The organism is Reyranella sp. (genome assembly GCF_050185545.1).
In the GTDB taxonomy this organism is placed as follows: Bacteria; Pseudomonadota; Alphaproteobacteria; order Reyranellales; family Reyranellaceae; genus Reyranella.
Genome location: NZ_JBFWZI010000026.1, coordinates 19,360 through 46,134 on the forward strand (window position 1 = coordinate 19,360; position 26,775 = coordinate 46,134).

Genomic DNA, 26,775 nt, shown 5'->3' on the forward strand with positions numbered 1-26,775 from the left:
ATTTCCAAGGTGCCGACATGCCCGCCCCCTCTGCTTCCGAGCGCCGCGCCGACCTCGACTGGCTGCGCGTCTCCGCCTTCGCCCTGCTGATCGTCTATCACGCCGGCATGGCATGGTCGGGCTGGAACTGGCATCTCGTCAGTCCCGACAGCATTGACTGGCTGCGCGAGGGGATGCGCTTCGTGAACCGCTGGCGCATGCCGCTGATCTTCCTGGTATCGGGGGCCGCCATCATGCTGGCGCTCGGCCAGCGCTCGCCGGGCGCCTTCGCCCTCGACCGGGTGCGCCGGCTCCTCGTGCCGCTGGTCTTCGGCATGATCGTGCTGGTGCCGCCGCAGGTCTATCTCGAGCGTCTGTACAGTGGCCGCATCACCGAGACCTATCTGCAATGGCTGCCGCAAGCGTTCATCGGCACCTATCCCGCGGGCAATCTCAGCTGGCACCATCTGTGGTTCCTGGCCTACGTGCTTGTGCTTACCGCCGTACTGCTGCCCGTCTTCCTGTGGGCGCGCAGCCTGTCGGGACGGTCGACGCTCGACCGGGCGGCGACTGTCACGGCGCGCGCCGGGCTCCACTGGCTGCTGCCGCTGCCACTCGCCGCCTGCATACTGTGGCTGGCGCCAATCTCGTCCAACCCCAACGGCCTGGTCGGCGACTGGTACGGTCTCGTCTACTACGGCATCCTGCTGCTCTACGGCGCCTTTCTGTTCGGCTCGCGCGATCTCCTGGCCGCGCTCAACCGTCAGCGCTTCCTGTCGCTAGGCATTGGCATTGCGGCCTATGCGGCCCTGTACGTCCTGTTCATCGACGGCGCGGTGCGTCCGGTGATCGCACCGTCGGATCGTCCGGCCTACGCGCTGGTGTCGGCGGTCAACACCATGGCCTGGCTGTTCGCCATCATCGGCTTCGCCAACTGCCACTTGGCGCGGCGGCCGGCCTTCCTGGGCGAGGCCACCGAGGCGGTCTATCCCTTCTACATGCTGCACCAGACCGTGACGGTGATCGCGGTCTACTGGCTCCTCGAGATGGGCGTGCTGCCGGCCGCCGGGTTCATACTGGCTGTCACCGCGACCTTCCTCGGCACGTCGATCCTCTACCTCGTCGCCGTTCGTCCCTGGTGGTTCGTGCGTCCGCTGTTCGGGCTTCGCCCGATGCCCGTGACTGCCCGCGCACGTGCGGCCGGTTGACCCGTGATCCGCACCGCGGCTGCCCCGGTCCTTGCCCTGCTCGACCGCGCCCCTATAAATAGCGACAGGGCGGCACTCGAGGAGGGCACTATGGCAACCGACATCGTCATCGCGAGCGCAGCGCGCACGCCGATCGGCTCGTTCAATGGCGCGTTTGGCTCAGTCCCGGCACACGATCTCGGCAAGGCCGCGATCAAGGGCGCCCTGGAGCGCGCCAAGGTGAAGCCGGAAGAGGTGGACGAAGTCATCATGGGCCAGATCCTGTCGGCCGGTCAGGGGCAGAACCCGGCCCGCCAGGCGGCGATCAATTCCGGCATTCCCGTCGAGAAGACGGCGCTCGGCATCAACCAGCTGTGCGGCTCCGGCCTGCGCGCCGTCGCCTTCGGCTGGCAGGCGATCCGCAACGGTGACGCCTCGATCATGGTGGTCGGCGGCCAGGAGAGCATGAGCCAGGCGCCGCACGTTGCCCACATGCGCGACGGCACCAAGATGGGCGACTTCAAGCTGGTCGACTCGATGATCAAGGACGGCCTGTGGGACGCCTTTAACGGCTACCACATGGGCAACACCGCCGAGAACGTGGCGCAGAAGTACCAGATCACCCGCGCCGACCAGGATGCGTTTGCCGTCTCGTCGCAGAACAAGGCCGAGGCGGCGCAGAAGAGCGGCCGCTTCAAGGACGAGATCGTCCCGGTCACGGTGAAGACCCGCAAGGGCGACGTCGTGGTCGATACCGACGAGTTCCCGCGCCACGGCACCACGCTCGAGGCGCTGGCCAAGCTGCGCCCGGCCTTCACCAAGGAAGGCGGCTCGGTGACCGCAGGCAATGCGTCGGGCATCAATGACGGCGCTGCCGCCCTGGTGCTGATGAGCGCCGACGAAGCCAAGAAGCGCGGCATCCAGCCGCTGGCCAGGATCGTCTCATGGGCGACCACGGGCGTCGACCCGAAGGTCATGGGCATCGGCCCGGTGACGGCCTCGCAGGAAGCGCTGAAGAAGGCCGGCTGGACGGTCAAGGATCTCGACCTGGTCGAGGCCAACGAGGCGTTCGCGGCGCAGGCCGTGGCGGTCGGCAAGGAGCTCGGCCTCGACCCGGCCAAGCTCAACGTCAATGGCGGCGCCATTGCGCTCGGCCATCCGATCGGCGCCTCGGGCGCGCGCGTGCTGACGACGCTGCTCTACGAGATGCAGAAGCGCGACGCCAAGAAGGGCCTGGCGACGCTGTGCATCGGCGGCGGCATGGGCATCGCCATGTGCGTGGAACGCAGCTGAAATGATGTGCGTGGAACGCACCTGAAACGATCTGCGGAGGACACCTGAAGCGATCGGCGTCCGGCGCGATTGACGGTCAGCGACGCGGCCGCTGCGGCGGCATGCGATCGAAGCGCGCAAGCGCGGCGTCCAGCCTGTCCCACGGCTGGGCGCTCGCTATGTAGACAATCGTCGTCGGCACGAACCACGCCGATCATCAAGGCGTCCGGCGATGACGAAGATTGCGCCGGGAACCGTGCCGCTGCGAGGATGATCCGCACTCCGGCAGAAAACGCAGACAGCGGCTTCGCCGCTGTCTGCCATCAATTGGTAGAGCTTGACCGGTCCCGACAGGACGAGCGCCGCCTCCGCCAGCATGACATGGCACGAATGCCCGGTGCCGCTGTCGTACTGGCAATCGCGGCATTGACAGTAAAGCGACACCAGGGGGGCCGCGTCGCTGCGATAGCGCAGCTGTCCGCAGGCCCAGCGACCGGTGAGGGGAAGCTCGGGCATGGTTTCAAAGGCCGAGATCGCTCAGGCCCGGGTGATCGGCGGGTCGAGGACCAGGCGCAGGCCAATGGAACTTGCGGTCGGTCTCGCGCAGGGGCAGGTCGTTGATCGAGGCGATGCGCCGGCGCATCAGGCCGCGCTCGTCGAACTCCCAGTTCTCGTTGCCGTAGGAGCGGAACCAGCTGCCCGAATCGTCGTGCCATTCGTACGCAAAGCGCACGGCGATGCGGTTGCCATCACAGGCCCACAGCTCCTTGATCAGGCGGTAATCGAGCTCCTTCGCCCACTTGCGCGCAAGGAAAGTCTTGATCGCCTCGCGGCCCTGGAAGAACTCGGCGCGATTGCGCCATGCGCTGTCGGCCGTGTAGGCGAGCGACACGCGCTCGGGGTCGCGGCTGTTCCAGGCGTCCTCGGCAGCGCGCGCCTTGGCCGCCGCCGTCTCGGGCGTGAACGGAGGCAACGGCGGGCGCGGCGCGTCGGTCATTGCAGAATCGGCGCCTGTTGTCCCTGGTTGACCAGGCGCCTGCCATCGCCCGGCCCAATCTCCATGAGTCTGGCACTGCCGGGCTCCACGGTGACGGCCTCGAAGAAGCGCGTCTGGCCCGGGTCAACGGTGATGATGAGTTCGGCGTTGGCCTGCGTGCCGTACGCCCGTATGTCGTACAGCTTGGGCACCAGATTCAGGCGCATCCAGCTCTGGCCGGGCAACCCTCCGAGGGCCTGTTGGCCCATGGTGATGTTGATCGGCGGCGCATCGGCTGGGGCAGGTCCACGCACCAGATAGACCGCGGCCTCGCCCGGGTTGGCTTGCGGGAAATTCGTGCCGTAGGCCTGCACCCAGGGCGATTGTTGGCCCGCGCAGCCCGTGAGCATGGACAGCGCCGCGACAACCAGAAGCTTCTTCATCCCCGACCTCCGGGGCGCAAAGTCGACTGATTCGGCGTCAGGCGCAAGCCGCTTGCGGCAAGGTGCGCAAGCGTGCAAGCGGCGAGAGCAGGATGACCAGGGTCGACAGCAGGAACGACACGGCGATCAGCAGCAGCGCGGTCTGCCAGCCGGCCTGCGCCGCGACCAGCCCGCCGGCCAGAGCACCCAGCGGCCGCACGCCATAGATGGCGGTCTGCACCGTGGCGTTGACGCGGCCCAGCAGCGGCGCCGGCGTCACCAACTGGCGCACCGTGGTCTGGCAGATCAGCCACATCATCGGGCCGAACCCGACGAGGAAGTGGCCTGCGGCTGCCAGGGCGAAGCCGTGCCCTGCCGGCGCGGCGAGAAAGCTGCAGGCCGCAATCACGGAGATCGCCGGACCGAAGATCAGGATGGCCAGCGGCGGCAGGCGCCGTGCGGCAATCGGAGCCGCCACCGCACCCAGGATCAGGCCGGCGCCATAGGCCGACTGCGCCAGCCCCATGCCGGCCGGGTCGAGCCCGAGCGGTCCCAGCGCCAGCGGCGCCCAGATCGCGAGCAGGGCGAAGAAGGCGAAGTTCCAGAAGATCGCGCACAGGCTGATGCCGCGCAGCAGCTGGTGACGCACGACGAAGCGGGCGCCTGCCTCGATGGCAGCGACAAAAGACGCCCGGTCGGACTCGGACTGCGGCGCCGGCGCCTTGGGCAGCGCCAGGATGCAGGCGAGTGCCAGGGCAGCGCCGAGCGCCGCCAGCCCGTACCCCCAAGTCGGCGACAGGAGCTGGGCGAGCAGGCCAGCCACGAACGGCGCGGCGAGGCTCACGATGGCCCGGGCGAGCTCGAGCCGCGCGTTGGAGCGCGGCAGGTCCGACGACGGTACCAGGCTGGGTAGGAGGGAAACCGACGTGAGGGCGTAGACGACCGTTCCAGCCGCACCGACGAAGGCGGCGACGCCGAGCAGCAGGGAGAGGTCGGCGGCGGCCGCGATCACGGCAACGATCGAGGCGGTGAGGCCAAGGCCCAGTCCGACGATCAGCAGCGTGCGGCGTGGTGCCCGGTCGATCCACGCGCCGGCCGGCAAGGAGATCAGCAGCCAGGCTGCACTTTGGCAGGCCACCAGCAGGCCGAGTACGTCGGGTCCGGCGCCCAGCACGAGGGTCGCGGTGAGCGGAAGGGTAGCGAGCGCCAGCTGGTCGGCGGCGTGGGTCCCGGCAGCGGCGCCGAGCAGGGCAGTGAAGGGTTTCATGGCGACGGTTCTATGACCGCTGCCCCGCGGCTCGTTATCCGCCACCGTCGGCGAATTCGTCGCGCTTGCCGGCAACCCCACAGAACCGGATAGAGTAGGGCGGCTGCATTGGAAACCGATGGGAGGACATAATGGCCGGACGTGTTGCTGTCGTGACGGGTGGGACCCGAGGCATTGGCGCCGCCGTATCGCGCATGCTGAAGGACAAGGGCTACACGGTCGCCGCCACCTATGCCGGCAACGACGCGGCTGCCCAGAAATTCAAGGCGGAGACCGGGATCAGCGTCTACAAGTTCGACGTCGGCGATTTCGCCGCCTGTCAGACGGTGGTCGCCCAGATCGAGAAGGACCTCGGGCCTGTCGATGTCCTGGTCAACAATGCCGGCATCACCCGCGATTCGACGATGCGCCGCCTCACCCGCGACATGTGGGATGCCGTGATCGACACCAATCTCGGCTCCTGCTTCAACATGTCGAAGGCGGTGTGGGACGGCATGAACACGCGTGGCTTCGGCCGGATCGTCAACATCGGCTCGATCAACGGCCAGGGCGGCCAGTACGGTCAGGTCAACTACGCCGCCGCCAAGTCGGGCATCCACGGCTTCACCAAGGCGCTGGCCCAGGAGGGCGCCGCCAAGGGCATCACCGTCAACGCCGTAGCGCCGGGCTATACCGAGACCGACATGGTGGCTGCCGTGCCGGCCAATGTGCTGGAGAAGATCGTCGCCAAGATCCCGGTCGGACGCCTCGGCAAGGCCGACGAGATCGCCCGCGGCGTGATGTTCCTGGTGGCGGACGACGCCGGCTTCATCACCGGCTCGACCCTGTCGATCAACGGCGGCCAGCACATGTATTGATGATCATTCTCCTCCCCAGCTTCGCTGGTACAGGTGTCCGCGTCCTCGCGGACGGAGGGGGCATGATTCATGTTGGGAGCGCGCCACTCCCATTGCGCTCATGGAATGTGGGATCAACAACAAGTGCGCCAACGGAGTGGCGCGCTCCCAGCAAATACCCCGCCCTCGCCGTATGAAGGCGACACCTCCCCAGCTTCGCTGGGAAGGCGGGCAAGAGGAACCTTCGATGGCCAAGCTCACCGAGTACAAGGACATGAAGCCGCGCGCCAGGACCGTCGTCGACGGCATCGCGGCGGCGCGCGGGGTCGATCCGTCGGCCATCAACAATGTCTGGAAGGCGCTGGCGCGCCATCCTGCCGTGATGGAGCAGTTCGCCGCCGAGATGAAGGCGGCCTTCGCGCCGGGCAAGCTAGATCCGCTGACCAAGGAGCTGATCTACCTCGCGGTCAGCGTCACCAACCAATGCGACTACTGCATCGCCTCGCACGGCGCCATGGCGCGCCGCAAGGGCATGACCGAGGAAATGCACGAGGAGTTCATGGCGGTCGTGCTGGCGGCGCAGAAGGGCAACAAGATCGCCACCGCCTATCGCGTTCCGGTCGACGCCGCGTTCGAGGAGCAATGACGTGAACGATTTCAAGTCACCCGCCTGGGACGCCAACCTCTATCTCAAGTTCGCCGACAGCCGCATGCGGCCGGCCCTCGACTTGATGGGCCGGCTCGATCCGGCAAACGCCGTCCGGCCGGGGCATGCGATCTACGATCTCGGCTGCGGCGCCGGCAACATCAGCCGTGTCCTCGCCGAGCGCTTCCCGCAGGCGCCGGTGATCGGCATCGATTCGTCGGAGGACATGCTGGCCAAGGCGCGCAGCCAGAGCGCCGATCCACGCATCAGCTTCAGCAAAGGCGATTTGACGCGCTTCGAGCCCACTCTGCCGCCGTCGATCCTCTACAGCAACGCGGCGTACCAATGGGTCGAAGGCCATATCGACTACTTCCCTGGCCTCCTGAAGTTGCTGCCGTCGGGCGGCCAGCTCGCCATCCAGATGCCGCGCAACCACGAGGCGCCTTCGCACGCCCTGATGCGCACCGCGGCCGAAGCCGGACGGTGGCGCGACAAGATCGCGAAGGTGAAGGGCATCCGCACGGTGCACGATCCGGCGCGCTACTTCGACGCGCTGAAGCCCCTGTGCTCGGACCTGGAGATCTGGGAGACAATCTACCAGCAGACCCTCACCGGCAAGGATCCGGTGGCGCAATACACGGCCGGGACCGGGTTGCGGCCTTACATGCAGGTGCTCGACGAAGGCGAACGCGCCGGTTTCTACGACGCCTACTGCAAGCTGCTCGCCGAGGCCTATCCGACCCGGCCCGACGGCATCACGCTCTTCCCGTTCCGTCGGCTGTTCATCGTCGCGCGCCGCGCATGATCCGGCGCCTGCTCGCCGCCGTTGTCCTGCTGGTCGCCGTCTGGCGGGTCCCGGCAGGTCTCGCGGCGCCGCAGGCCATGGTGGCGGCGGCCCATCCGCTCGCCGTCGAGGCCGGCCTCGAGATGCTGCGCCGAGGCGGCACCGCGCTCGACGCGGCCATCGCCGTGCAGATGGTGCTGGGCGTGGTCGAGCCGCATGCCTCGGGAATCGGGGGCGGCGGCTTTCTGCTGCATTACGATGCCGCGAGCGGTGCAATCACCGTCCATGACGGCCGCGAGACGGCGCCGGCCGGCGCCACGGCGACGATGTTCCTTGCTGCCGACGGCAAGCCGTTCGATTTCGCCGAGGCCGTGGCGTCGGGCTTCGCGGTCGGCGTGCCGGGTCTGCTCGCCATGCTGGAGCAGGCGCACAGGGAGCACGGCAGGCTCGCCTGGCGCGACCTCTTCGCGCCGGCCATCGATGCCGCTCGCGCCGGCTTTCCCGCGCCGCCCCGTCTGGTGCAGTGGCTCGGCCGCCTGCCGAAGCTCGCCGACGAGCCCGGCATCCGCGCGGTATACTTCAACCCCGATGGCTCGGCGAAGCGGCTGGGCGAGAGGGTGACCAACCCGGCGCTCGCCGCGACCATGCGGCTGATCGCCGACCAGGGGCCGAGCGCCGTGCTCGAAGGCGACATCGCGCGCGAGATCGTCGAGCGGGTGCGTACCCATGTCCGCCCCGGCACGCTGTCGCTCGCCGACCTCGCCGGCTACCGGCCCGTCAAGCGCGAGGTGCTGTGCGGCCCGTATCGCCGCTGGACGGTCTGCGGCATGCCGCCGCCGTCCTCCGGCGGCATCGCCGTGCTGCAGATCCTGAAGCTCCTGGAGCCGTTCGACATCTGGAACGACGCCCCCGACAGCCTGCGGGCCGTGCACCTGATCGCCGAGGCGAGCCGTCTCGCCTTCGCCGACCGTGCGCGTTATGTCGCCGATCCCGCCTTCGTTGCCGTTCCGGTGGCGGGCATGCTGTCGGAAGTCTATCTCGACCAGCGCCGGACGCTGATGTCGCCCATCCGCAGCATGGGCGACGTCGAGCCGGGCCTTCCGCCGGGCTATGTCGAGCGTGGAACCAGCCACGTCAGCATCGTCGACCGGATGGGCAACGCCGTCACCTTCACGACGACGATCGAGGCGCCATTCGGCGCCCGGATGATGGTGCGGGGATTCCTGCTCAATAACGAGCTCACCGACTTCGCGGCGCGACCGGCGATCGCCGGCCGACTGGTTGCCAACCGGGTGCAGCCCGGCAAGCGGCCACGCTCGTCGATGTCGCCGACCTTCGTCTTCGACGGCGATCGCAGGCTGCTGGCGGCGCTGGGCTCGGCCGGCGGCGCGCGCATCATCGGCGACACCGTGCAGGCGGTGATCGGGCTGCTCGACTGGAATCTGTCGATGCAGCAGGCGGTCGCCCTGCCGCGTGTCATCAACGTCAACGGGGTGACCGAGCTGGAGGCCGAAACGCCTCTTTCCGGCCACGCCGATGCCTTGCGCGCGCTCGGTCATCGGGTACAAGTCCGCCGGCACGAGGGCGGGTTGTCCGGCGTGCGCCGGGTGGACGACGGGTGGGAGGGTGCCGCCGATCCCCGGCGAGATGGCGCGGCCAAAGGAGAGTAGTCGGTTGACACAGAAGAAGCGGCCCAGCGTGCTGCTCCGCGCCGGCGAGGATCGCCGCGTACGCGCCGGGCATCCCTGGGTGTTCTCCAACGAGATCCTGATGGACGCCGCGACGCGTGCCCTGCCGCCGGGCTCGCTCGCCGTCTTGCGCGCGCCGGGCGGCGAGGCGCTTGGGTTGGTCACCTTCAATCCGCATTCGCTGATCGCCGCACGCGTGCTGTCGACCAATCCCGAAGCCGCGGTCGATGCGCTGTTCCTCGGCCGGCGGCTCGCCCGGGCTGTCGCCCTGCGCGATCGCCTGATCGGCGTGCCATACTATCGCCTGATCCATGCCGAGGCCGACGGCCTGCCGGGCGTCATTGTCGACCGCTTCGGCGATGCGCTGGTCGTCCAGGTCAACACCGCGGGCATGGAGGCGCTGACCCCGGTGCTGCTCGAAGCGCTGGAGGCCGAGCTCGCGCCGCGCACGATCGTGCTCAAGAACGATTCGCCGGTGCGCGAGCTCGAAGGCCTGAAGCGCGACGTATCGGTCGCCAGGGGCGACGCCTCCGGCACCGTCGAGCTGATCGAGAACGACGCGCGCTTCGTCGCCGATCTGTCGGGCGGGCAGAAGACGGGCTGGTTCTACGACCAGCGCGACAACCGGCGTTTCGTGGCGGGGCTCGCCGCGGACGGGCGCGTGCTCGACGTCTACAGCTACAGCGGCGGCTTCGGCGTGCTGGCGGCCAAGCGCGGGGCCCGCTCGGTGATCTGCGTCGATCGTTCGCAGCCGGCGCTCGAGGCCGCCAGGACGGCGGCCGGCCTGAACGACGTCACGACGACGATGTCGTTCGAGAAGGGCGATGCGTTCGATGCCCTGGAGGCGCAGCAGGCGCGCAGCTTCGACGTGGTGATCTGCGATCCGCCGGCCTTCGTGAAGAGCCGCAAGGATCTCAAGAGCGGCGCCCAGGGCTATCGCAAGCTGGTGCGCCTGGCGGCGCCGGCGGTGGCTCGGGGAGGCTTCCTGTTCGTCGCCTCGTGCTCGCATCTGGTCGATCCGCCGCTGTTCGCCGAGCAGGTGCGGCGCGGCCTGCGCGACGCCGAGCGCAGCGGCCGCATCCTGCTGAGCTCGGGCGCGGCGCTCGATCATCCGGTGCATCCGGCGCTGCCCGAATCGGCCTACCTCAAGGCGCTCACCCTGCAGCTCGATTAAGCCATGCTGCGACCCGGCCCGCGCAACCTCATCACCGACGTCGACGGCATCCTGGTCGGCAATGCCGAGGACCAGCGCCTGCGCTCCGGCGTCAGCGTGGTGCTGTGCGAGGAGCCGTCGATGGCGTCGGTCGACGTGCGCGGCGGCGCGCCGGGTACGCGCGACACCGACCTGCTCGATCCGTCGTGCCGGGTCGATCGGGTCGACGCGATCTGTCTCAGCGGCGGCTCGGCGTTCGGGCTGTCATCGACCGACGGCGTGATGCGCTGGCTGCGCGAGCGCAGCCGTGGCGTTGCCATTGCCGACATCATCGTACCGATCGTGCCGACGGCGATCCTGTTCGACCTGCTGAACGGCGGCGACAAGGGCTGGGACTGGCCGCCCTATCGCGAGCTGGCCTATCGGGCGACGGGCAACGCCGGCCGCGATTTCGAGCTCGGCAATGCGGGCGCGGGACTGGGCGCCAAGGCCGGCAACCTGAAGGGCGGGCTCGGCAGCGCGTCGGCCGTCGATCCGGCGAGCGGCCTGCAGGTCGGCGCGCTGGTCGCGGTCAACGCCCGCGGCTACACGACCATGGGCGACATGGCGCAGTTCTGGGCGTGGCCGGTCGAGCAGGACGGCGAGTTCGGCGGCCTGCCGCCGCCGCCGCGCGGTCTCGGCCTGCCGGTCTCGCACGATCGCGCCGACCTGACGCACGATCCGGCCGACCTGGCGCGCAGCGACCCGCGCGCCAACACCACCATCGCCGTGGTGGCGACCAATGCGCGCCTCGACAAGGCGTCGGCTGAGCGGCTGGCGGTGATGGCGCAAGACGGGCTGGCGCGCTCGATCCGTCCCGTCCATACGCCGCAGGACGGCGACACGGTCTTCTCGATCGCCACCGGCAGGCGCGACCTGGCGAGCGATCCGCTGGCGCTGGCCGAGCTCGGCACGCTCGCCGCCGACTGTCTCGCCCGCGCGGTGGCGCGCGGCGTCTACAGCGCCGGCACGCTCGGGGCGGCGCGCGGCTGGCGGGACGTGTTCGGCCGCTGATAGACTTGTTCACTCAGCAACGGAGGTTTCCGTGAACTCAGTTTCCCGTCGTCGGCTTCTTGGCGCCTCGGCCACACTCGCCTCCCTGTCGGTGCTCGGCGAGGCCGCCTGGGCCCAGGCCAAGGACCGACTGGTGATCGGCCTGTCGCTCGAGCCGCCGGTGCTCGACCCGACCAAGAACGCCGCTGCCGCCATCCGCGAGGTGACGACGCCCAGCATTTACGAGAGCCTCGGCCGCATCGATCGCACCGGCGCCATCGGCCCCGGTCTCGCCGAGAGCTGGAGCATCTCCGAGGACGGCAAGGAGTACGTCTTCAAGCTGCGCCAGGGGGTGAAGTTCCACGACGGCGAGCCGCTCGATGCCTCGGTGGTGAAATTCTCGCTCGACCGGCTGTTCGCGCCCAATTCGACGGTTCCGGCGAAGTCGCTCTACACCGACATCGAGAAGGTCGAGGTGGTCGATCCGTCGACCGTCAAGATCACCCTGAAGTCGCCCAACTCTTTCCTGCTCTACAGCCTCTCGCTGGGCGATGCCGGCATCATGCATCCCAAGTCGGCGCCGACCAACGATAAGCATCCGATCGGCACCGGCCCGTTCATGTTCAAGGAGCGTAAGGAGGGCGATTCGATCACCCTGGTGCGCTCGCCCACCTGGCGCGATCCGGCTTCGATCAAGCTCAACACCGTGATCTTCAAGATCGTCAAGGACCCGTCGGCGCAGGTGAGCGCGCTGCTGGCCGGCGACGTCGACGCGTTCCCCGGGTTCCAGGCGCCCGAGCTGGTCGATCGCCTGCGCAAGGATCCGCGCTTCGTCGTGGTCGTGGGCACCACCGAGGGCGAGGTCATCCTGGCGACCAACAACGGCAAGAAGCCGTTCGACAATCCCAAGGTGCGCCAGGCGATTGCGCACGCCATCAACCGCGACGAGCTGATCTCGGCCGAGTCGGGTTTCGGCACGCCAATCGGCAGCCACTTCGCGCCCCACAACAAGGCCTACGTCGATCTCACCAAGACCTATCCGTTCGACATCGCCAAGGCCAAGGCGCTGCTCGCCGAGGCGGGCTACCCCAACGGCTTCGAGGCCAGCCTGAAGCTGCCGCCGGTCGGTTACGCGCAGCGCGCCGGCGAGGTGATCGCGAGCCAGCTCGGCAAGATCGGCATCAAGGTGGCGATCACCCAGCTGCAGTGGCCGCAGTGGCTCTCCGAGGTGTTCAAGGAGCGCAATTACGATCTCACCATCGTCGCCCACACCGAGGCCAACGATCTCGATCGCTATGGCCGCGACGGCTATTACTGGGCCTACAATTCGCCGGAGTTCAAGGCCAAGTGGCGCGAGGTGGTGAGCGCCACCGACTTCGCCAAGCGCGACGAGCTCCTGAAGGACGCCCAGCGCATCATCGCCAGGGACGCCGTCAACGGCTTCCTCTGGCAGCTCGCCAAGATCGGCGTGTGGCGCAAGGATCTGGTCGGTATGTGGGAGAACTCACCGACCCCGCAGGTCGACCTGACGGGCGTGCATTGGAAGTAGATTCTTTTCTCCTCCCCCGTAATCGGGGGAGGTGCCCCGTCATACGGGGCGGAGGGGTCATGATCATCGCTGGGAGCGCGCCACTCCCGTGGCGCTCATGGGCCGTGCGATCAAACAAGAAGAGCGCCACGGGAGTGGCGCGCTCCCGGCCATGACCCCTCCGTCGCCGTATGACGGCGACACCTCCCCAGCGGAGCTGGGGAGGAGAACGCGAAGCGAATAGAGTGCTCGACTTCCTCTCACGGCGACTCGCCGCGGCGCTGGTGACGCTGGTGCTGGCGACGGTCGTGGTGTTCGCCGTGGTCGAGGTGCTGCCGGGGGATCCGGCGCTGGTCATGCTGGGCACCGACGCGCGGCCGGATACGCTGGCGGCGCTGCGCGCCAGGTATGGCTTCGACCAGCCGCTGGTCGTCCGATACGTCCAATGGATCGGCGGCCTGCTGACCTTCGATCTCGGCAGCAGCCACGCCTACGGCACGTCGGTCGCCAAGCTGATCGGCGATCGCCTGCTGGTGACCCTGCCGCTCGGCGCGCTGGCGCTTTCCTGGGCCGTGCTGGTCGCCATTCCGCTGGGCGTGTTTGCCGCCTGGAAGCATGGCCGGCCGGGCGACTGGGGCGTCATGGGCTTCACCCAGATCGGCATCTCGGTGCCGAATTTCTGGTTCGGCATCGTGCTGGTGCTGCTGTTCGCCGTGACCTGGCAGTTCTTCCCCGCCGGCGGCTTTCCCGGCTGGAGGCAGGATCCGGTGAAGTCCCTGCATTCCCTGGTCCTGCCGGCCCTGTCATTGTCGCTGGGCGAGATCGCCATCCTGACGCGCGTCACCCGCTCCTCGATGCTCGATACGCTGCGCGAGGACTACGTGCGCACTGCGCGCGCCAAGGGGGCGCCTGAGCGGACCGTCCTGTTCCGCCATGCCTTGCGCAATGCGCTCGTCCCCGTTACCACCGTGGCCGGCCTGATCGCCGGATTCCTGATCGCCGGCGCCGTCATCATCGAAAGCGTCTTCCGCCTGCCCGGCATCGGCCAGCTGGTCTACGATTCGATCAACAATCGCGACCTCGTCGTGATCAAGAACGTGGTCGTGCTGTTCACCATCCTGGTGCTGTCGGTCAACCTGCTGGTCGACGTCGCCTACGCCGTGCTCGATCCGCGGCCGCGCGTGGCCACGTGAGTGGCTTCCTCGCCCGCGCCTGGCGTCATGTCGGCTTCCAGATCGGCGCCGTGCTGCTGCTGCTGTTCGTCGGCACCGCGCTCGTGTCGATCTTCTGGACGCCGCATGCGGTCGACGCCCTGCAGATGCGGCTCAAGCTGCAGCCCGCGTCAGCCGCCTTTCCGCTGGGTACCGATCATCTCGGCCGCGATGTGCTGTCGCGCATCATGGTGGGGGCGCAGACCTCGATCACGGTCGGGCTGATCGCCGTCGCCATCGGCATGACCGGTGGGGTGGCGCTCGGCGCCTGGGCGGCAGCGCGCGGCGGCTGGGTCGATGAGGCGCTGTCGCGCCTGTCCGACCTGATCTTCGCCTTTCCCGCCGTGCTGATCGCCATCCTGATCACCTCGGTGCTGGGCGCCAGCGCGCAGAACGCCATCCTGGCCATCGCCATCTTCAACGTGCCGGTGTTCGCCCGCGTGACGCGCGGCGCGGCGCTGTCGATGTGGGGGCGCGATTTCATCCGGGCGGCGACGGCGATGGGGCAGGGACCGCTCGGCATCACCGTTCGCCACGTGATGCCCAACATCGCCAGCGTGCTGATCGTCCAGGCGACCATCCAGTTCGCCGTCGCCATCCTGGCCGAGGCGGGCCTGTCCTATCTCGGGCTGGGCGCGCAGCCGCCAATCCCGTCGTGGGGCCGCATGCTGCGCGACGCCCAGACCTACGTCTTCCAGGCGCCCGAGCTCGCCATCTGGCCGGGCCTCGCCATTGCGCTCGCCGTGCTCGGCCTCAACATGCTGGGCGACGGACTGCGCGACCTGCTCGACCCGCGCCTGCGCCTGCTGAGGGTCGGATAGGTCAGGCGACCTGCGGAAGCTCGGCGTCCTTCTTCGGGATGAGATCGTAGGGCAGCGCGAAGCCGGGCGTGGCCATCAGCCGGTCGCGCCAGGCACGGGCATGCGGGCGATTGTCGAGCGAGAGGCCACCTTCGGCCATGAATACCATGCGGCCCCAGCAGCCGATATCGGCGATCGTGCAGTGATCGCCGACCAGCCACTGCCGTCCCGCCAGGCTGCGGTCGATCACGTCCAGCGCGGCCTCTGCGCCGGGCACGAAGAAATCCATGACCGCGGGGTCGACCTTGCGGAAGCGATGGAAGTGGCGGACCCGCGCCACGTTGACGATGGCGTCGTTCTCCCAGGCGAGCCATTCGCGCGCCCGCCAGCGATCCTGCTCGGTGGCCGCCTCGAAATGCCCCGTCGTGCGGGCCAGGTAGTCGAGAATCACGTTGGACATCACCAGCGTCAGCCCGCGGTGCTGCAGCACCGGCACCTGGCCGTAGCGGTTGATCGCGAGATGCGCCGGCTCCTTCTGCACCCCGTTCTTGAGATTGACCGTGCGGAAGGAGAAGGGCAGGCCGGCCAAAGCCAGGAACAGCATCGGCTTGTAGGTCGAGCTGGAGGTGAAGCTGCCATGCAGCACAAGGCGGTCGTCGTCGGCCATGGGGTCTCCGTTTCATTTCCTCCCCACGAAGTAGGGAGGTGTCCGCGTCTTCGCGGACAGAGGGATCATGGTCATGCGGACCGCGGGCGTCTCGCCCGCTCACGATCTTGAGCGGGCGGGACGCCCGCGGTCCAAGAAGACCATGACCCCTCCGTCGCGTAAGGCGCGACACCTCCCCAGCGAAGCTGGGGAGGAGAATCATAGCTTGCCGCGCTCCGTCCGGCCTGCCTAACTCACCCCATGACCGACGAACGCTACACCGTCATCCTGGGCGACCGGCGCTATGCCGTGCATCGCAAATGGGCCAGGCTTCCCGACCGCCAAGACTTCGGCTTCATCTCCGATCTCATGGTCGATGCCGATGGTCTCGTGCACGTCGCCCAGCGCGGCACCGACCGGCCGATCCTGGTGTTCGATCGCACGGGGTGCCTCGCCGGCGTGTGGGGCGAGGGCGTGCTGGCTGAGCCGCATTACATCAACGCCGCGCTCGACAACTCCATTCTCGTCGCGGATCGCGATGCTCATCAGGTCCTGCGCTTTGATCGATCCGGCAAACTCGTCCAGGCGCTGGGCAAGCGGCACTGGCCGTCGCTCGACGCGCCGTTCAACCATCCGACAGCGGCGGCCCAGGCCGCCGATGGCGAGATCTACGTGGCCGACGGTTACGGGAACTCGAACGTCCATCGCTTCGCCGCCGACGGCACCCTGATCGCCACCTGGGGAGGCCCTGGCACCGGGCCAGGCGCCTTCACCACGCCGCACGCCATCTGGGTCGACCGCTTCGGCAAGGTGCTGGTCGGCGATCGCGAGAACAACCGCGTGCAGGTGTTCGATCGCGACGGGACCTTTCTCGCCGCATGGGGTGATTTCTATCATCCGATGCAGATCTGGGTGGACGATCGGGACATGGTGTTCGTCACCGACCAGATCCCGCGCATCAGCCTGCTCGATCGCGATGGTCGGCTGGTCGGCCGCTGTCGCGGCGCGATCAACGGCGCGCACGGCCTCGGCGGCGATGCCCACGGCAACCTCTATCTCGCCGAGTTGCCGCCGCAGGAAATCACCAAGCTCGAACGCCTGACCTGACGGTTGCGCGCCTGCTATCGGGCGACCAGCAGGACCGGCACGGGCAGCGATTGCACGAGGGCAAGCATGCGGGTGCCGAGAAACTTGGCCTCGCCATGGCGGAGCGACGCGCCGAGCACCACTAGGTCATAGCGGCCGCGGCGCACGGCGCGGCGGATCTCGATGTCGGGCCGCAGGTTGGTGGCGGTGAGGCCTCTGACGGCAACGCCGCCGCGCTTGCCGAGGCGATGCGCCTCGACCAGCACCGACATGCCGGCGCGACGGGGGCGACCGCCGGAAATCAACGTGTTCTCGCGCGGATCGAAGACGTGCAGCGCCGTCAGGGCACCGCGCGTCGCACCGGCCAAGGTCAGGGCTATTTCGGTCGCCAGCCGGGTATCTGCCCTGCCGTCGGCCGGCACGAGGATGTTGAGCGGGGTGCCGGGCGAGATCGGCCGGGAGGCCGCGTTCATCACGATGACAACCGGCCCGTCGAATGCGTCCACCAGGCCGTGCAACGGCTCCTCGAAGCGCGGGCCGGCGGCGGACAGGGGTTGGCTCACGCCGACAAAGGCGATGTCGTAGCCCTTGGCTATCTCCTTCACGAGGGCATCGCCCGATGCGGCGCGCGCCTGCACGAGCGCGTGCGGCGCCGAGGCTGCTCCGCCCGATGGCGGCGAGGACGAGGCTTCGGAACCATTCACGGAGGCCGACCGGGCGGCGGCGAGCCATCGCTCGTGGCTCGCGAGGACCGTGGACTGGGTACCCGCATCGCCGGGTGCTTCCAGCAGCGTCGTCAGCACGTTCTGGCGGGCGGCGAACAGGCCGGCAACGGACGCCATCAGCTCGCCGTTGGGGCTTGCATCGACATGCACCAGCGCCCGCTCCATATGCGGCAGGGCCTGCCGGCGCTCGGCCTCCTCGTTGTCGAGCCGGCGTGTTTCCTCCTCGCGCAGCGGGACCCTTGCCATCATCCAGCGCAGCGTCGGCGGCATGATCATGGTCGTGACCACCGCCATGGCGACGATCATGGTGTAGAGCTGGCCGCTCAGCGCGCCAATCGACAGGCCGATGCTGGCAATGATGACCTCTGTCGATCCGCGCGCGTTCAGCCCCGTCGCCAGCGCCAGGGATTCGATCACGGTCAATCCGCCGATGCGGCCGCCGGCCAGGGCACCGAGAAACTTGCCGACGCTGGCGACCGCGATGATGGCCAGGGTGAACATCAACAGGGTCGGGTCGAGCAGGGTCCGCAAATCCATGCCCAGGCCGGCCACCGCGAAGAAGACCGGGCTGAAGAAGGCAATGATGAAGCCGCGCAGCTGGTTCTCGATGTGCTCGGTGAGAAAGGGCGACTGGCCGATCAGGATGCCGGCCACGAAGGCGCCCAGCGCGGCATGCACGCCGATCAGGTCAGTGGTGAGCGCCATGGCGAACATGACGATCAGGATGGCGCTGATCACCGGCATCTCGATCGCCATGTTGTCGTTGCACCACAGGATGATGCGCGCGACGATCCGCCGTCCCACCATGAAGCTCGCGACCAGGAACAGGCCGGTGAAGGCGAGGCTGGTGCCGACGTCGCGGAAATCGATCACGCCGTCCGCGGCGATGCCCGTGATGATGGCGATGATGATCCACGCCAGCGTGTCGTCGAGGATCGCGGTGGCGAGGATGAGCTGCCCCAGGTCGCGCCGGATGGCGCCGATCTCCATCAGCACCATGGCCACGATCTTGACCGACGAGATGGAGAGCGCGGTGCCGAGGAACAGCGCCGTCACCAGCCGTTCGACCTGCGAGGGGATCAGCGCCGGCGGCAGGGCGTAGGCGAGCCCCACGCCGCAGGCGAAGGGAACGGCAATGCCGAACACCGAGCCCGAGACTACGGCCAACCGCTTTCGGTTGATCTGCGAGAGGTCGGTCTCCATGCCGGTGAGCAGCAGCAGGAGCATGATGCCGACCTGCGATACCGCATTGATCATCGCCTTGAGGGTCGGCGTGTCGGGGAACACGAGGTGGTGAAGGCCCGGCAGCAAGGCGCCGAATACCGACGGGCCGAGCAGCACGCCGGCCAGCAACTGGCCGAAGATGGCGGGCTGGCCGATGCGGGCCATCACCTCGCCCATCAGGCGGCCGACCAGCAGCAGCAGGATCAATTGCGCGACGAAGATTGCCGTCGTGTGGTCTGCTGCCACGCCCGTCCCCCCGGATCGATCCGTTGAATGTCTATAGGCGGTGGCGCGGACGGTCCGCAACGATGGACGTGGGGCGCAATGGACGTAGGGCCCAAGTCGTGCTGACCTTGTGGTCCGGCGGAGGAGAGTGCGTATGGACAAGACGACGATCGAATTGCTGGCGCGCCGCGCCGGCCTCGCCAAGGCGTTGGCGGAATTCCCGGAGGACGTGGCGGTCGCGGCGAAGCAGGCCGAAAGCGCGGTCGCCAAGGTCAAGAAGTGCACCGATCCGCGGGCGGAACCTTGGCCGCCGATGCGCGCGGGGAGCGGGCTGTGAGGGACGGCGCGCTCTCCGAGCTGCCCTGGCTCACCGCCGCGGACGCCGCGCGCGCGATCGCGGCCCGGGAATTGTCACCGGTCGCGCTGGTTACGGCGCTGATCGAGCGCATCGCCAGGCTCGATCCCAAGCTCAACGTTTTCCTTCGCTTCGACGGCGCGGCCGCGCTGCAGGCGGCGCGGCAGGCCGAGTCCGAGGCGATGGCCGGCCGGCTGCGCGGGCCGCTGCACGGCGTGCCGGTCGGCATCAAGGACATCATCGACGTCGCCGGCCTGCCGACGACCTGCCATTCCAAGATCCTCGACGGCAGCGTGGCCGCGGCGGACGCGGTCTGCGTCCAGAAGCTGCGCGGCGCCGGCGCCATCGTGCTGGGCAAGCTCGCGACGCACGAGTTCGCCATCGGCGGGCCGAGCTTCGACCTGCCGTGGCCGCCGGCGCGCAATCCGTGGAACACCGACCATCATCCCGGCGGCTCCTCGTCGGGCTCGGGCTCGGGTATCGCCGCTGGCCTGTTTCCCATGGCGCTGGGCTCCGATACCGGCGGCAGCGTGCGCAATCCGGCGAGCTGCTGCGGCATCGTCGGCCTGAAGCCGACCTATGGGCTGGTGTCGCGCCGCGGCGTCTTCCCGCTCTCCTTCACGCTCGACCATGTCGGCCCGATGACCCGGACCGTGACCGACAACGCGCTGATGCTGGAGACTCTTGCCGGCCACGATCCGCACGACCCCGGCAGCGCCGCCGTCCCTTACGGTCATTACGCGGCCGCTCTCGACCGGCCGGTGCACGGCCTGCGCGTCGGGTTCGTCCAGCATTTCCACATGGTCGACCTTCCGGCCGAGCCCGAGGTGACGGCGGCGCTCGAGCACGTCGCGCGCACCCTGCAGCTCGAGGGTATGGAGGTGCGCGAGGTCAAGCTGCCCTCGCTCGACGAGTTCCGCGCCATCAACCGCGTGATCCTGCAGAGCGAGGCCTGGGCGATCCACGAGAAGTGGCTGCAGCAACGGCCCGGCGACTACGGGCAACTCGCCCGGCGCCAGCTCATGACCGGCGCGTTCTTCACTGCTGGCGACTATGCGCATGCTGCGCGTCGCCGGCTCGAGATGATCGCCGAGGTCGAGGCGGTGCTGCGCGAGGTCGATATCCTGCTGTGCGCCAGCTCGATGGACCCGGCCTGCCGCATCGACCGCCCGGCCGATCTCGAGCGCACCTATCCGCGCCAGGCACGCACGCCGTTCAACGTCACCGGCCATCCCGCCCTCGCCATGATGGCCGGCCTGTCGGCCGACGGCCTGCCGCTCTCGGTGCAGTTCGCCGGCCACTACTTCGACGAGGCGACGGTGCTGCAGGTCGCGCGGGCCTGGGAACGGGCCTCCGGGGTCGACGGCAAGCATCCACCGATTCTGTAGTCGGTCATGGGTCTTCCGGACCGCGGGCGTCCCGCCCGCTCATGAGCTTGATGAAGGCGCGTTCGGCTTCGCCGAGCCGCGCCATGAGCGGGCGGGACGCCCGCGGTCCGCATGAGGCATGGCCGCTCTCTCGGCGCAAGGGTGACACTTCCCTGCAAAGATGATGTACACCGGAGTCCAAACTCATGACCGACATCGCCTCGCACCGCGGCGGCGCCCTCCTGTGGGCCGAGAACAGCCGGCTGGCCTTCGAGCAGACCGCGCGGCTGCCGGTCGAGCAGGTCGAGTTCGACGTCCACCCCTCGCGCGACGGCCGGCTGGTGGTGATCCACGACGCCACGCTGGAGCGCACGACCGACGGCACGGGCGCGGTGTGCCGGCACGACTGGGCCGATCTCTGCCGGCTCACCCTCAAGGGCAGCGGCGGCCAGCGCATGCTGCTGCTCGAGGAGGTGATCGAAATCTTCCGCCCGACCACGATCAATCTGCGCCTGGAGATCAAGGCCGGGCCCGAGCGGATCCCCTATCCCGGGCACACCGCGCGCATCGTGGCTGCCCTGGCGGCGTGGGGCGTCCTCGGGCGCACAGCACTGACCAGCTTCCAGCTCGGCACCGTGGCCGAGGCGCCGCGCCATGGCACGCCGATGACTCACGTGTGGCTGGTGACGCCCGACCTGCAGACCGACATCGGGCTCGATGCGGTGATCGGGCTGGCCCGCGCCCACGGCGTGCCCATGCTCGGCCTGCGCGGCAACAAGCTTGATGCCGCGACGGTCGCCCGGGTGCGCGAGGCCGGCCTCGGCATCGGCGGCTGGGCGTGCAACGATATGGTGTTGATCGGCAGGATGTTCGATCTCGGCGTCGACGTCTTCACCACCGACCGGCCCGACCTCGCCGTGGCGCGGCGCGCGGCATCCTAATCATCGAATTAGTTCTTATCGTCCAGGGCCGCTTGCCGAACGGACCGGCAGGCGCGACATATCGGCCATGAGCCGCAAGCAACTCCGTCTCGGCGCCTTCATGCGCCCGGTCAGCATCCATACCGCCGCCTGGCGCTACCCCGGCGGCACCCCCGATGCCAACTTCAACCTCGAGGCGCTGATCCGCTACGCCCAGACGCTGGAGCGCGGCAAGTTCGATGCCTTCTTCATGGCCGATCACCTGGCCGTGCTGAACATGCCCATGGAGGCGCTGAAGCGCAGCGCCACGGTGACGTCGTTCGATCCGCTGACGCTCCTGCCGGCGCTCGCCATGAAGACCGAGCGGCTCGGCCTTATCGCCACCGCCTCGACGACCTTCGAGCCGGCCTACACGATCGCCCGCCGTTTCGCCTCGCTCGATCACATTTCCGGCGGGCGCGCCGGTTGGAACCTGGTCACGACTTCGAACCCGGATGCCGCGTTGAATTTCGGCATGGACGAGCAGATGGAGCACGCCGAGCGCTACGCCCGGGCGCGCGAATTCTACGATGTCGTCACCGGCCTGTGGGATTCGTGGGCCGACGATGCCTTCATCCGCGATGTCGAGTCCGGCATCTACTTCGACCCGGCGCGCCTGCACGTGCTGAACCACAAGGGCAAGTACCTGAAGGTGCGCGGGCCGCTCAACATCGCGCGCCCCATCCAGGGTTGGCCGGTGATGGTGCAGGCCGGTGCGTCCGACGCCGGCCGCCAACTCGCCGCCGAGACCGCCGAGGTGGTGTTCGCCGCCGGCGGTCCGATCGAGGCGGGTCGCGCCTTCTATGCCGACGTGAAGAGCCGCGCGGCGAAGATCGGCCGCAACCCGGATCACATCAAGATCCTGCCCGGCGCCTTCACTATCGTCGGCGACTCGCTCGACGAGGCGAAGGAGAAGCGCGCCCTGCTCGACAGCCTGGTGAGCTACGACAGCGGCATCGCCGCGCTCTCGATCGCGGTCGGCCAGGACGCGCGCAAGTTCGACCCCGACGGGCCGCTGCCCGAGATCCCGGAGACCAATCAGAGCAAGAGCGGCCGCGAGCGGGTGATCGCGCTCGCCAGGCGCGAGAACCTGACGGTGCGCCAGATCGCCGGCCGGCTCGGCGGCTACGGCGGACTTGCCGTGATGGGCACGCCCAAGATGATCGCCGACCAGATGGAAGAGTGGCTTATGACCGAAGCCAGCGACGGCTTCAACGTCATGTTCCCCTACCTGCCGGGCGGACTCGACGACTTTGTCGACAAGGTCGTGCCGGAGCTGCAGCGGCGTGGCCTGTTCCGCACCGAGTACGAAGGCCGGACGATGCGCGAGAACCTCGGCCTGCCGCGACCGGAGAACCGCTTCTTCGCAGCGACGGCGAAGGCGGCGGAATGAGGCAGGGAATGACCACCAGACCGAGTTCGATCCGCAATCTCGCCTGGGCGGTGATCGGCGACGGGGCGGAGCCGCGCCACGTCTATCGCCGCGGCGTCGATCTGTTCCTGAGGGACGGCCGGATCGTCGAGATCACGCCCGCCGGGGCGCGACCACTGCAGGCGAACGAGCCGGCGCTCGACGGCAGCGGCATGCTGGCTCTGCCCGGCCTGATCAACATCCACAGTCATCCGACGACCGAGCCGGCCTACCGCGGCGTGCGCGAGGACCATGGCGTGCCCGAGCAGCACATGACCGGCCTGATCGAGCGCCTGCAGGCCTTCCGCCTGGACAATGACGGCCAGTCGGCTGCCGCCGTGATGTCCTATTCGGAGATGCTGCGCGCCGGCACGACGACCGTCTGCGACGTCACCGCGCCGTTCGACGGCTGGCTCGACACCATGGTGCAGAGCGGCATGCGCTTCTATGCCGGCCCGACCTTCGCCTCGGCGCGCTGGGGCATGAGCGCGCCCCAGACCGTGACCTGGCGATGGGACGAGGCGGCAGGGCTTGCCGCCTTCGACAAGGCCAAGGCGGTGATGGCCGAGGCCGAATCGCACAATTCGGGTCGGCTGGGCGCGCTGGTCTTCCCGGCCCAGATCGACACCGTGACGCCCGAGCTGTTCGCAGCGGCGCGGCGCCATGCCGACGAGACCGGGCGGCGCTTCTCGACTCATATCGGCCAGGCCGTGGTGGAAGTGCGCGAGATGATCCGGCGGCACGGTACCACGCCGGTCCAGTGGGCGGCGGCGCAGGGCCTGCTGAAGCCCGACACGATCCTGGCGCACTGCATCCTGCTCGACGAGCACCCGCAGATCCGCTGGCACACCGCCCGCGATCTCGACCTGATCGCCGAGGTGGGTGCCTCGGTGGCTCACTGCCCGCAGCCCTTCGCGCGCTACGGCCTGGCGATGGATCATGTCGGCCGCTATCGCACGCGCGGCGTCAATATCGGCCTCGGCACCGACTGCGCGCCGCACAACCTCGTGGAGGAGATGCGGCTTGCCATCCACGCCGCGCGGCTGATGAGCGAGACGCTGGCGAGCCTCGACTCCGCCACCGCTTTCGAGGCAGCGACCATCGGCGGCGCCCGAGCGCTGGGCCGCGACGACATCGGCCGCCTGGCGCCCGGCATGCTGGCCGACATCGTGCTGGTCGATCTCGCGCATCCCCTGATGCAGCCGGCCCGCGATCCGCTGCGCTCGTACGTCTTCCACGCCGCCGACCGCGCGGTGCGCACCGTGCTAGTGGGCGGCGAGGTGGTGCTGCAGGACGGCGCGCCGCTGCATCTCGATCCGGCGGCGGCGATGGAGCGGCTGGCCGAGGCGCAGGCCCGCATGCTGCGCGATGCGCCGAACCGCGACTACGCCCACCGCCCGGCCGAGGAGATCGCGCCTCTGTCGCTGCCGGTCGTCTGACGAGCCCACTAGCGCTTTCGACCCGGAACCAGCGCCAGCCACAGCGACACCACCGTGGAGGCGATGGCGAGCGCCTGCAGCAGCGACAACGGCTCGTCGAGGATCACAACGCCGCTCACGATGGCGACGATCGGGATGGCGATCGACGACAGGGCAGCGACCTGGGCAGGCAGCAGCTTCACCAGGGCGAACCACGCGGCGGTGCCGAGCGCCGTGGGAATGGCGCCGGTATAGATCGTGGCGATCAGCGCTGCGGCCGACGGCCAGCGCTCCGGCAGGCCGTCGAAGATCGCCGCGCCGATCAGCACCGGCGGCAGGCTGATCACGGCCTGCCAGAAGGTGAGCGACAGGCCCATGCCTGGCCAACTGGTGCGCTTGACCACGAACGTGCCGACGGCCCAGGAGATGGCGGCGAACAGACCCCAGAACATGCCCAGCGGTGCATGGGCATAGCTCGTGAAGTTGGGTGCCATCAGCGCCGCGACGGCGGCGCCGCCGATCAGGATGGCGGCCAGCAGGCGGCCGGTCAGGCGCTGACCGAAGGCGACGAAGCCCAGCAGCGCCACCCAGAGCGGCATCGTGTAGGCCAGCACCGAGGCGTGGCCCGACGGGATGTAGAGGACGGCGAGCGCGGTGGCGATGTTCCAGATCAGGATGTTCGTCGTCGAGGCAAGCGCCAGCGCCGGCCAGCGGCCGGCCGGGACGGCAAAGCTCTCGCGGCGCACGGCCAAGATGGCGCCCAGCATCAGGATTCCCGAGATCAGGACGAGGCTGCGGAAGGTCAGTACCGGCAACTCGTCGAGGGCGATGCGGAAGAGCGGCCAGTTGGTGCCCCACATGAGTGTGAGCGCCGCCAGCAGCCCCAGCACCTTGGGCGAGACACCGTTCATGAGTGGAGCGCGGACGGATCAGGCCGAGTGTTCGTCCGGCGCCTGCAGGTAGCAGCCGTTGATCCGCCACGTGCCGTCGGGCAGCCGGGTCATCGGATAGAACGCCATTACCGGCCGCCCGTCGGGACCGACCACATGCACCTTCTGCGTCACCTGGCCGTGCAGGTCCACGATCTCGAGGAAGTCGAAGACCCGCGGCCGATAGACCGCCTGGTAGCCCTGCCGAACCATGTCCATGAACACGTCCGACGTGCCGAACAGGCGGCGGATGTCGGGCGAGGCATAGCCGAAGGCGGCCTCGCCATCGTCGCGCCGAAACGCCTCGACCTGCGACTGGATGGTCTCGCGGATCGCCGACCGGTCGACCTCGGACACGGCGGGCTGGGCCACGGCAGGCTGAGCCAACGTGGGGAGGACCGCGAGGCCGAGGAGCAGCCCGAGCAGGAACAGGGGGCGAAGAGCCATGTGGGCGACTGTATCGCGGCGCCCGTCGGTGCGCGACGGCGGGAAAGGCGGATCGGCGATGCGCGTTTGTCGTTTGCGGGCCCAATCTCCGGTGCTGCGGCTCACCGACGCTGGCGGGCGGCCGCCGACGTCTCGCGGCGGGAGGCGAGCAGAAGCGGCGATTCTCCAATCAATTGAGGCACTTGACGGCTGGCAGGCTACCTTGCCCGATGGCCATCCTGCTGCTTGCAACCGGCCCCCAACTTCATTAGGGTGCGCCCCTCTTCGCCGGACCCCGACTGCGGTCGCTCCGGTCGTGCGCCCGTAGCTCAACTGGATAGAGCATCTGACTACGGATCAGAAGGTTAGGAGTTCGAATCTCTTCGGGCGCGCCATTCTCACAAGCTCGTTTATTTCAAGCTGGCCAGCGTTTTAGTGCCCTCGGTCCCTGTTCCACAGGGAGAACGGAACGGGGGTGTTTGTCTTACGTCCGAGTCTTACGTCGTGAGACGTAAGACAAATCATGCGGACTGCCCCTCGTACGCCAGCCTGATGTTGAGCGCCGCGGCCGCTTGGTCGGCTGTCACAGCGGCATAGCATTTCAGCACTTGGTCGATCGTGTCGAGTTCGTGGCCGGTGACGCGGTTCGTGAGCGTGAGGTCGAGCATGCGGCGGAGCCCGATGTGTCGGGCCAGGAAGTAGCTCGAAGTGCCGTCCGGCGCGACGCCCGCTCGCGCATAGGCCATGGTGAACTTCGAGCTCTCGCCGCGGACAACTAGGTCGAACGCGCTGACCATCGAGAGGCCCGCGCCACCGGCTGCGCCTCTGACACCGGCGACGAACGGCTTCGGGGTGCGGTTCATCTTGTAGATGGCGCCGTGATAGTCGACGAGCATGTCAGACGCGAGCCGGGGAAACCCGTCGCCCGCGGCATCGAACTCCCGGAGGTCGCCGCCGGCGCAGAACACCGGCCCTTCGGCCGTGACGCAAACCGCTTTCACCTGGTCGTCGAATTCGATGGCGAGCATGACAGCACGCAGGTCTCGCGCGCAGGCTGGATTGATCGCATTGGCGGCCTGCGGTCTGGCAAGCCGGACATGGGCGACGCCGGCACGCACCTCGTATTGTATTGTCGTCAGATCCATGATCCTTCTTGCCCCAATACAGCGACACGCAGGCCCCCAACCGGTTCGCCGTTCCCTCCGCGCTCGAGACGATTCCGT

General features: G+C 68.5%; 26 protein-coding genes and 1 tRNA gene. 18 read left to right on the forward strand and 9 right to left on the reverse strand.

Annotated elements, in window-relative coordinates; all coding sequences use genetic code 11:
* Positions 1-17 precede the first annotated feature (17 nt).
* Together AB7O82_RS09955 and AB7O82_RS09960 are read left to right on the forward strand one after the other, a co-directional pair.
* Positions 18-1,187 (forward strand): acyltransferase family protein, encoded by a 1,170-nt coding sequence (locus tag AB7O82_RS09955; protein ID WP_428541565.1) that lies wholly within the window; start codon positions 18-20, stop codon positions 1,185-1,187.
* Between the two features lie 90 nt (positions 1,188-1,277).
* The gene (locus AB7O82_RS09960; RefSeq protein WP_428541562.1) at positions 1,278-2,459 is read left to right on the forward strand and encodes an acetyl-CoA C-acetyltransferase; all 1,182 of its coding nucleotides are present in this window, start codon (positions 1,278-1,280) and stop codon (positions 2,457-2,459) included.
* 156 nt (positions 2,460-2,615) lie between these two features.
* Here AB7O82_RS09960 and AB7O82_RS09965 read toward each other — a convergent pair whose 3' ends face one another.
* From AB7O82_RS09965 to AB7O82_RS09980, 4 genes are read right to left on the reverse strand one after another with little or no spacing between them, the layout of a single operon-like run.
* Complete coding sequence (locus AB7O82_RS09965; RefSeq protein ID WP_428541559.1) at positions 2,616-2,954, reverse strand: GFA family protein; 339 nt, start codon at positions 2,952-2,954, stop codon at positions 2,616-2,618.
* 4 nt (positions 2,955-2,958) lie between these two features.
* The gene (locus AB7O82_RS09970; RefSeq protein WP_428541556.1) at positions 2,959-3,435 is read right to left on the reverse strand and encodes a DUF1348 family protein; all 477 of its coding nucleotides are present in this window, start codon (positions 3,433-3,435) and stop codon (positions 2,959-2,961) included.
* On the reverse strand, positions 3,432-3,857 hold the full coding sequence (locus AB7O82_RS09975) for a hypothetical protein (RefSeq protein ID WP_428619299.1): 426 nt from the start codon (positions 3,855-3,857) through the stop codon (positions 3,432-3,434). The genes AB7O82_RS09970 and AB7O82_RS09975 overlap by 4 nt, the downstream gene beginning before the upstream one ends.
* Before the next feature lie 37 nt (positions 3,858-3,894).
* On the reverse strand, positions 3,895-5,103 hold the full coding sequence (locus AB7O82_RS09980; RefSeq protein ID WP_428541550.1) for an MFS transporter: 1,209 nt from the start codon (positions 5,101-5,103) through the stop codon (positions 3,895-3,897).
* A 131-nt stretch (positions 5,104-5,234) separates the two neighbouring features.
* Here AB7O82_RS09980 and phbB point away from each other — a divergent pair, with 131 nt between their 5' ends.
* The 9 genes from phbB to AB7O82_RS10025 all read left to right on the forward strand — a co-directional run bounded on the left by phbB (position 5,235) and on the right by AB7O82_RS10025 (position 14,802).
* Positions 5,235-5,960: an acetoacetyl-CoA reductase gene (gene phbB / locus AB7O82_RS09985; RefSeq protein ID WP_428541547.1), complete on the forward strand. Its 726-nt coding sequence runs from the start codon at positions 5,235-5,237 to the stop codon at positions 5,958-5,960.
* Positions 5,961-6,186: 226 nt separating this feature from the next.
* Positions 6,187-6,585 (forward strand): carboxymuconolactone decarboxylase family protein, encoded by a 399-nt coding sequence (locus AB7O82_RS09990; protein ID WP_428541544.1) that lies wholly within the window; start codon positions 6,187-6,189, stop codon positions 6,583-6,585.
* A 1-nt stretch (position 6,586) separates the two neighbouring features.
* A complete protein-coding gene (locus AB7O82_RS09995; protein ID WP_428541541.1) occupies positions 6,587-7,390 on the forward strand; it encodes a methyltransferase domain-containing protein in 804 nt (267 codons plus the stop codon).
* Positions 7,387-9,039 carry a gamma-glutamyltransferase gene (gene ggt, locus AB7O82_RS10000; protein WP_428541538.1) on the forward strand — a complete coding sequence of 551 codons (1,653 nt, stop codon included), beginning with the start codon at positions 7,387-7,389 and terminating at the stop codon, positions 9,037-9,039. The genes AB7O82_RS09995 and ggt overlap by 4 nt, the downstream gene beginning before the upstream one ends.
* A 4-nt stretch (positions 9,040-9,043) precedes the next feature.
* The gene (locus AB7O82_RS10005) at positions 9,044-10,231 is read left to right on the forward strand and encodes a class I SAM-dependent rRNA methyltransferase (RefSeq protein WP_428541535.1); all 1,188 of its coding nucleotides are present in this window, start codon (positions 9,044-9,046) and stop codon (positions 10,229-10,231) included.
* Positions 10,232-10,234: 3 nt separating this feature from the next.
* Complete coding sequence (locus AB7O82_RS10010) at positions 10,235-11,263, forward strand: P1 family peptidase (RefSeq protein ID WP_428541532.1); 1,029 nt, start codon at positions 10,235-10,237, stop codon at positions 11,261-11,263.
* Between the two features lie 31 nt (positions 11,264-11,294).
* Positions 11,295-12,791 carry an ABC transporter substrate-binding protein gene (locus AB7O82_RS10015; RefSeq protein ID WP_428541529.1) on the forward strand — a complete coding sequence of 499 codons (1,497 nt, stop codon included), beginning with the start codon at positions 11,295-11,297 and terminating at the stop codon, positions 12,789-12,791.
* Positions 12,792-13,015: 224 nt separating this feature from the next.
* Positions 13,016-13,963 carry an ABC transporter permease gene (locus AB7O82_RS10020; protein ID WP_428541526.1) on the forward strand — a complete coding sequence of 316 codons (948 nt, stop codon included), beginning with the start codon at positions 13,016-13,018 and terminating at the stop codon, positions 13,961-13,963.
* Positions 13,960-14,802, forward strand: coding sequence for an ABC transporter permease (locus AB7O82_RS10025; RefSeq protein WP_428541523.1), 843 nt, complete (start codon positions 13,960-13,962; stop codon positions 14,800-14,802). The genes AB7O82_RS10020 and AB7O82_RS10025 overlap by 4 nt, the downstream gene beginning before the upstream one ends.
* Position 14,803: 1 nt before the next feature.
* Here the strand turns inward: AB7O82_RS10025 and AB7O82_RS10030 are convergent, their stop codons facing one another.
* Positions 14,804-15,448 (reverse strand): glutathione S-transferase family protein, encoded by a 645-nt coding sequence (locus AB7O82_RS10030; RefSeq protein WP_428541520.1) that lies wholly within the window; start codon positions 15,446-15,448, stop codon positions 14,804-14,806.
* Positions 15,449-15,688: 240 nt separating this feature from the next.
* Here AB7O82_RS10030 and AB7O82_RS10035 point away from each other — a divergent pair, with 240 nt between their 5' ends.
* A complete protein-coding gene (locus AB7O82_RS10035) occupies positions 15,689-16,534 on the forward strand; it encodes a 6-bladed beta-propeller (protein ID WP_428541517.1) in 846 nt (281 codons plus the stop codon).
* 14 nt (positions 16,535-16,548) lie between these two features.
* On the opposite strand, the gene AB7O82_RS10040 is transcribed toward AB7O82_RS10035, so the two are convergent.
* On the reverse strand, positions 16,549-18,708 hold the full coding sequence (locus AB7O82_RS10040; RefSeq protein WP_428541514.1) for a cation:proton antiporter: 2,160 nt from the start codon (positions 18,706-18,708) through the stop codon (positions 16,549-16,551).
* A gap of 133 nt (positions 18,709-18,841) precedes the next feature.
* On the opposite strand from AB7O82_RS10040, the gene AB7O82_RS10045 reads away from it, so the two are divergent.
* From AB7O82_RS10045 to AB7O82_RS10065, 5 genes are all read left to right on the forward strand, one after another.
* A complete protein-coding gene (locus AB7O82_RS10045; protein WP_428541511.1) occupies positions 18,842-19,024 on the forward strand; it encodes a hypothetical protein in 183 nt (60 codons plus the stop codon).
* A complete protein-coding gene (locus AB7O82_RS10050; RefSeq protein ID WP_428541508.1) occupies positions 19,021-20,430 on the forward strand; it encodes an amidase in 1,410 nt (469 codons plus the stop codon). Before AB7O82_RS10045 ends, AB7O82_RS10050 begins: the two co-directional genes overlap by 4 nt.
* Before the next feature lie 185 nt (positions 20,431-20,615).
* Positions 20,616-21,350, forward strand: a complete 735-nt coding sequence (locus AB7O82_RS10055; protein WP_428541505.1) for a glycerophosphodiester phosphodiesterase family protein — start codon at positions 20,616-20,618, stop codon at positions 21,348-21,350.
* A 67-nt stretch (positions 21,351-21,417) separates the two neighbouring features.
* Complete coding sequence (locus tag AB7O82_RS10060; protein ID WP_428541502.1) at positions 21,418-22,761, forward strand: LLM class flavin-dependent oxidoreductase; 1,344 nt, start codon at positions 21,418-21,420, stop codon at positions 22,759-22,761.
* Between the two features lie 8 nt (positions 22,762-22,769).
* On the forward strand, positions 22,770-24,218 hold the full coding sequence (locus tag AB7O82_RS10065; RefSeq protein ID WP_428541499.1) for an amidohydrolase family protein: 1,449 nt from the start codon (positions 22,770-22,772) through the stop codon (positions 24,216-24,218).
* A gap of 8 nt (positions 24,219-24,226) precedes the next feature.
* Here the strand turns inward: AB7O82_RS10065 and AB7O82_RS10070 are convergent, their stop codons facing one another.
* Positions 24,227-25,108 carry a DMT family transporter gene (locus tag AB7O82_RS10070; RefSeq protein WP_428541496.1) on the reverse strand — a complete coding sequence of 294 codons (882 nt, stop codon included), beginning with the start codon at positions 25,106-25,108 and terminating at the stop codon, positions 24,227-24,229.
* A gap of 18 nt (positions 25,109-25,126) precedes the next feature.
* The gene (locus AB7O82_RS10075) at positions 25,127-25,573 is read right to left on the reverse strand and encodes a DUF4864 domain-containing protein (protein WP_428541493.1); all 447 of its coding nucleotides are present in this window, start codon (positions 25,571-25,573) and stop codon (positions 25,127-25,129) included.
* Between the two features lie 297 nt (positions 25,574-25,870).
* Between AB7O82_RS10075 and AB7O82_RS10080 the strand changes: the two genes are divergently transcribed.
* Positions 25,871-25,947 (forward strand) — tRNA-Arg (locus AB7O82_RS10080).
* 126 nt (positions 25,948-26,073) lie between these two features.
* On the opposite strand, the gene AB7O82_RS10085 is transcribed toward AB7O82_RS10080, so the two are convergent.
* On the reverse strand, positions 26,074-26,670 hold the full coding sequence (locus AB7O82_RS10085) for an enoyl-CoA hydratase/isomerase family protein (RefSeq protein ID WP_428541490.1): 597 nt from the start codon (positions 26,668-26,670) through the stop codon (positions 26,074-26,076).
* Positions 26,671-26,775 lie beyond the last annotated feature (105 nt).

Coding starts and splice junctions, on each gene's coding strand:
- AB7O82_RS09955 (WP_428541565.1), top strand. CDS start 18: ATGCCCGCCCCCTCTGCTTCCGAGCGCCGCGCCGACCTCGACTGGCTG.
- AB7O82_RS09960 (WP_428541562.1), top strand. CDS start 1,278: ATGGCAACCGACATCGTCATCGCGAGCGCAGCGCGCACGCCGATCGGC.
- AB7O82_RS09965 (WP_428541559.1), bottom strand. CDS start 2,954: ATGCCCGAGCTTCCCCTCACCGGTCGCTGGGCCTGCGGACAGCTGCGC.
- AB7O82_RS09970 (WP_428541556.1), bottom strand. CDS start 3,435: ATGACCGACGCGCCGCGCCCGCCGTTGCCTCCGTTCACGCCCGAGACG.
- AB7O82_RS09975 (WP_428619299.1), bottom strand. CDS start 3,857: ATGAAGAAGCTTCTGGTTGTCGCGGCGCTGTCCATGCTCACGGGCTGC.
- AB7O82_RS09980 (WP_428541550.1), bottom strand. CDS start 5,103: ATGAAACCCTTCACTGCCCTGCTCGGCGCCGCTGCCGGGACCCACGCC.
- phbB (WP_428541547.1), top strand. CDS start 5,235: ATGGCCGGACGTGTTGCTGTCGTGACGGGTGGGACCCGAGGCATTGGC.
- AB7O82_RS09990 (WP_428541544.1), top strand. CDS start 6,187: ATGGCCAAGCTCACCGAGTACAAGGACATGAAGCCGCGCGCCAGGACC.
- ggt (WP_428541538.1), top strand. CDS start 7,387: ATGATCCGGCGCCTGCTCGCCGCCGTTGTCCTGCTGGTCGCCGTCTGG.
- AB7O82_RS10010 (WP_428541532.1), top strand. CDS start 10,235: ATGCTGCGACCCGGCCCGCGCAACCTCATCACCGACGTCGACGGCATC.
- AB7O82_RS10030 (WP_428541520.1), bottom strand. CDS start 15,448: ATGGCCGACGACGACCGCCTTGTGCTGCATGGCAGCTTCACCTCCAGC.
- AB7O82_RS10035 (WP_428541517.1), top strand. CDS start 15,689: ATGACCGACGAACGCTACACCGTCATCCTGGGCGACCGGCGCTATGCC.
- AB7O82_RS10045 (WP_428541511.1), top strand. CDS start 18,842: ATGGACAAGACGACGATCGAATTGCTGGCGCGCCGCGCCGGCCTCGCC.
- AB7O82_RS10055 (WP_428541505.1), top strand. CDS start 20,616: ATGACCGACATCGCCTCGCACCGCGGCGGCGCCCTCCTGTGGGCCGAG.
- AB7O82_RS10060 (WP_428541502.1), top strand. CDS start 21,418: ATGAGCCGCAAGCAACTCCGTCTCGGCGCCTTCATGCGCCCGGTCAGC.
- AB7O82_RS10065 (WP_428541499.1), top strand. CDS start 22,770: ATGACCACCAGACCGAGTTCGATCCGCAATCTCGCCTGGGCGGTGATC.
- AB7O82_RS10070 (WP_428541496.1), bottom strand. CDS start 25,108: ATGAACGGTGTCTCGCCCAAGGTGCTGGGGCTGCTGGCGGCGCTCACA.
- AB7O82_RS10075 (WP_428541493.1), bottom strand. CDS start 25,573: ATGGCTCTTCGCCCCCTGTTCCTGCTCGGGCTGCTCCTCGGCCTCGCG.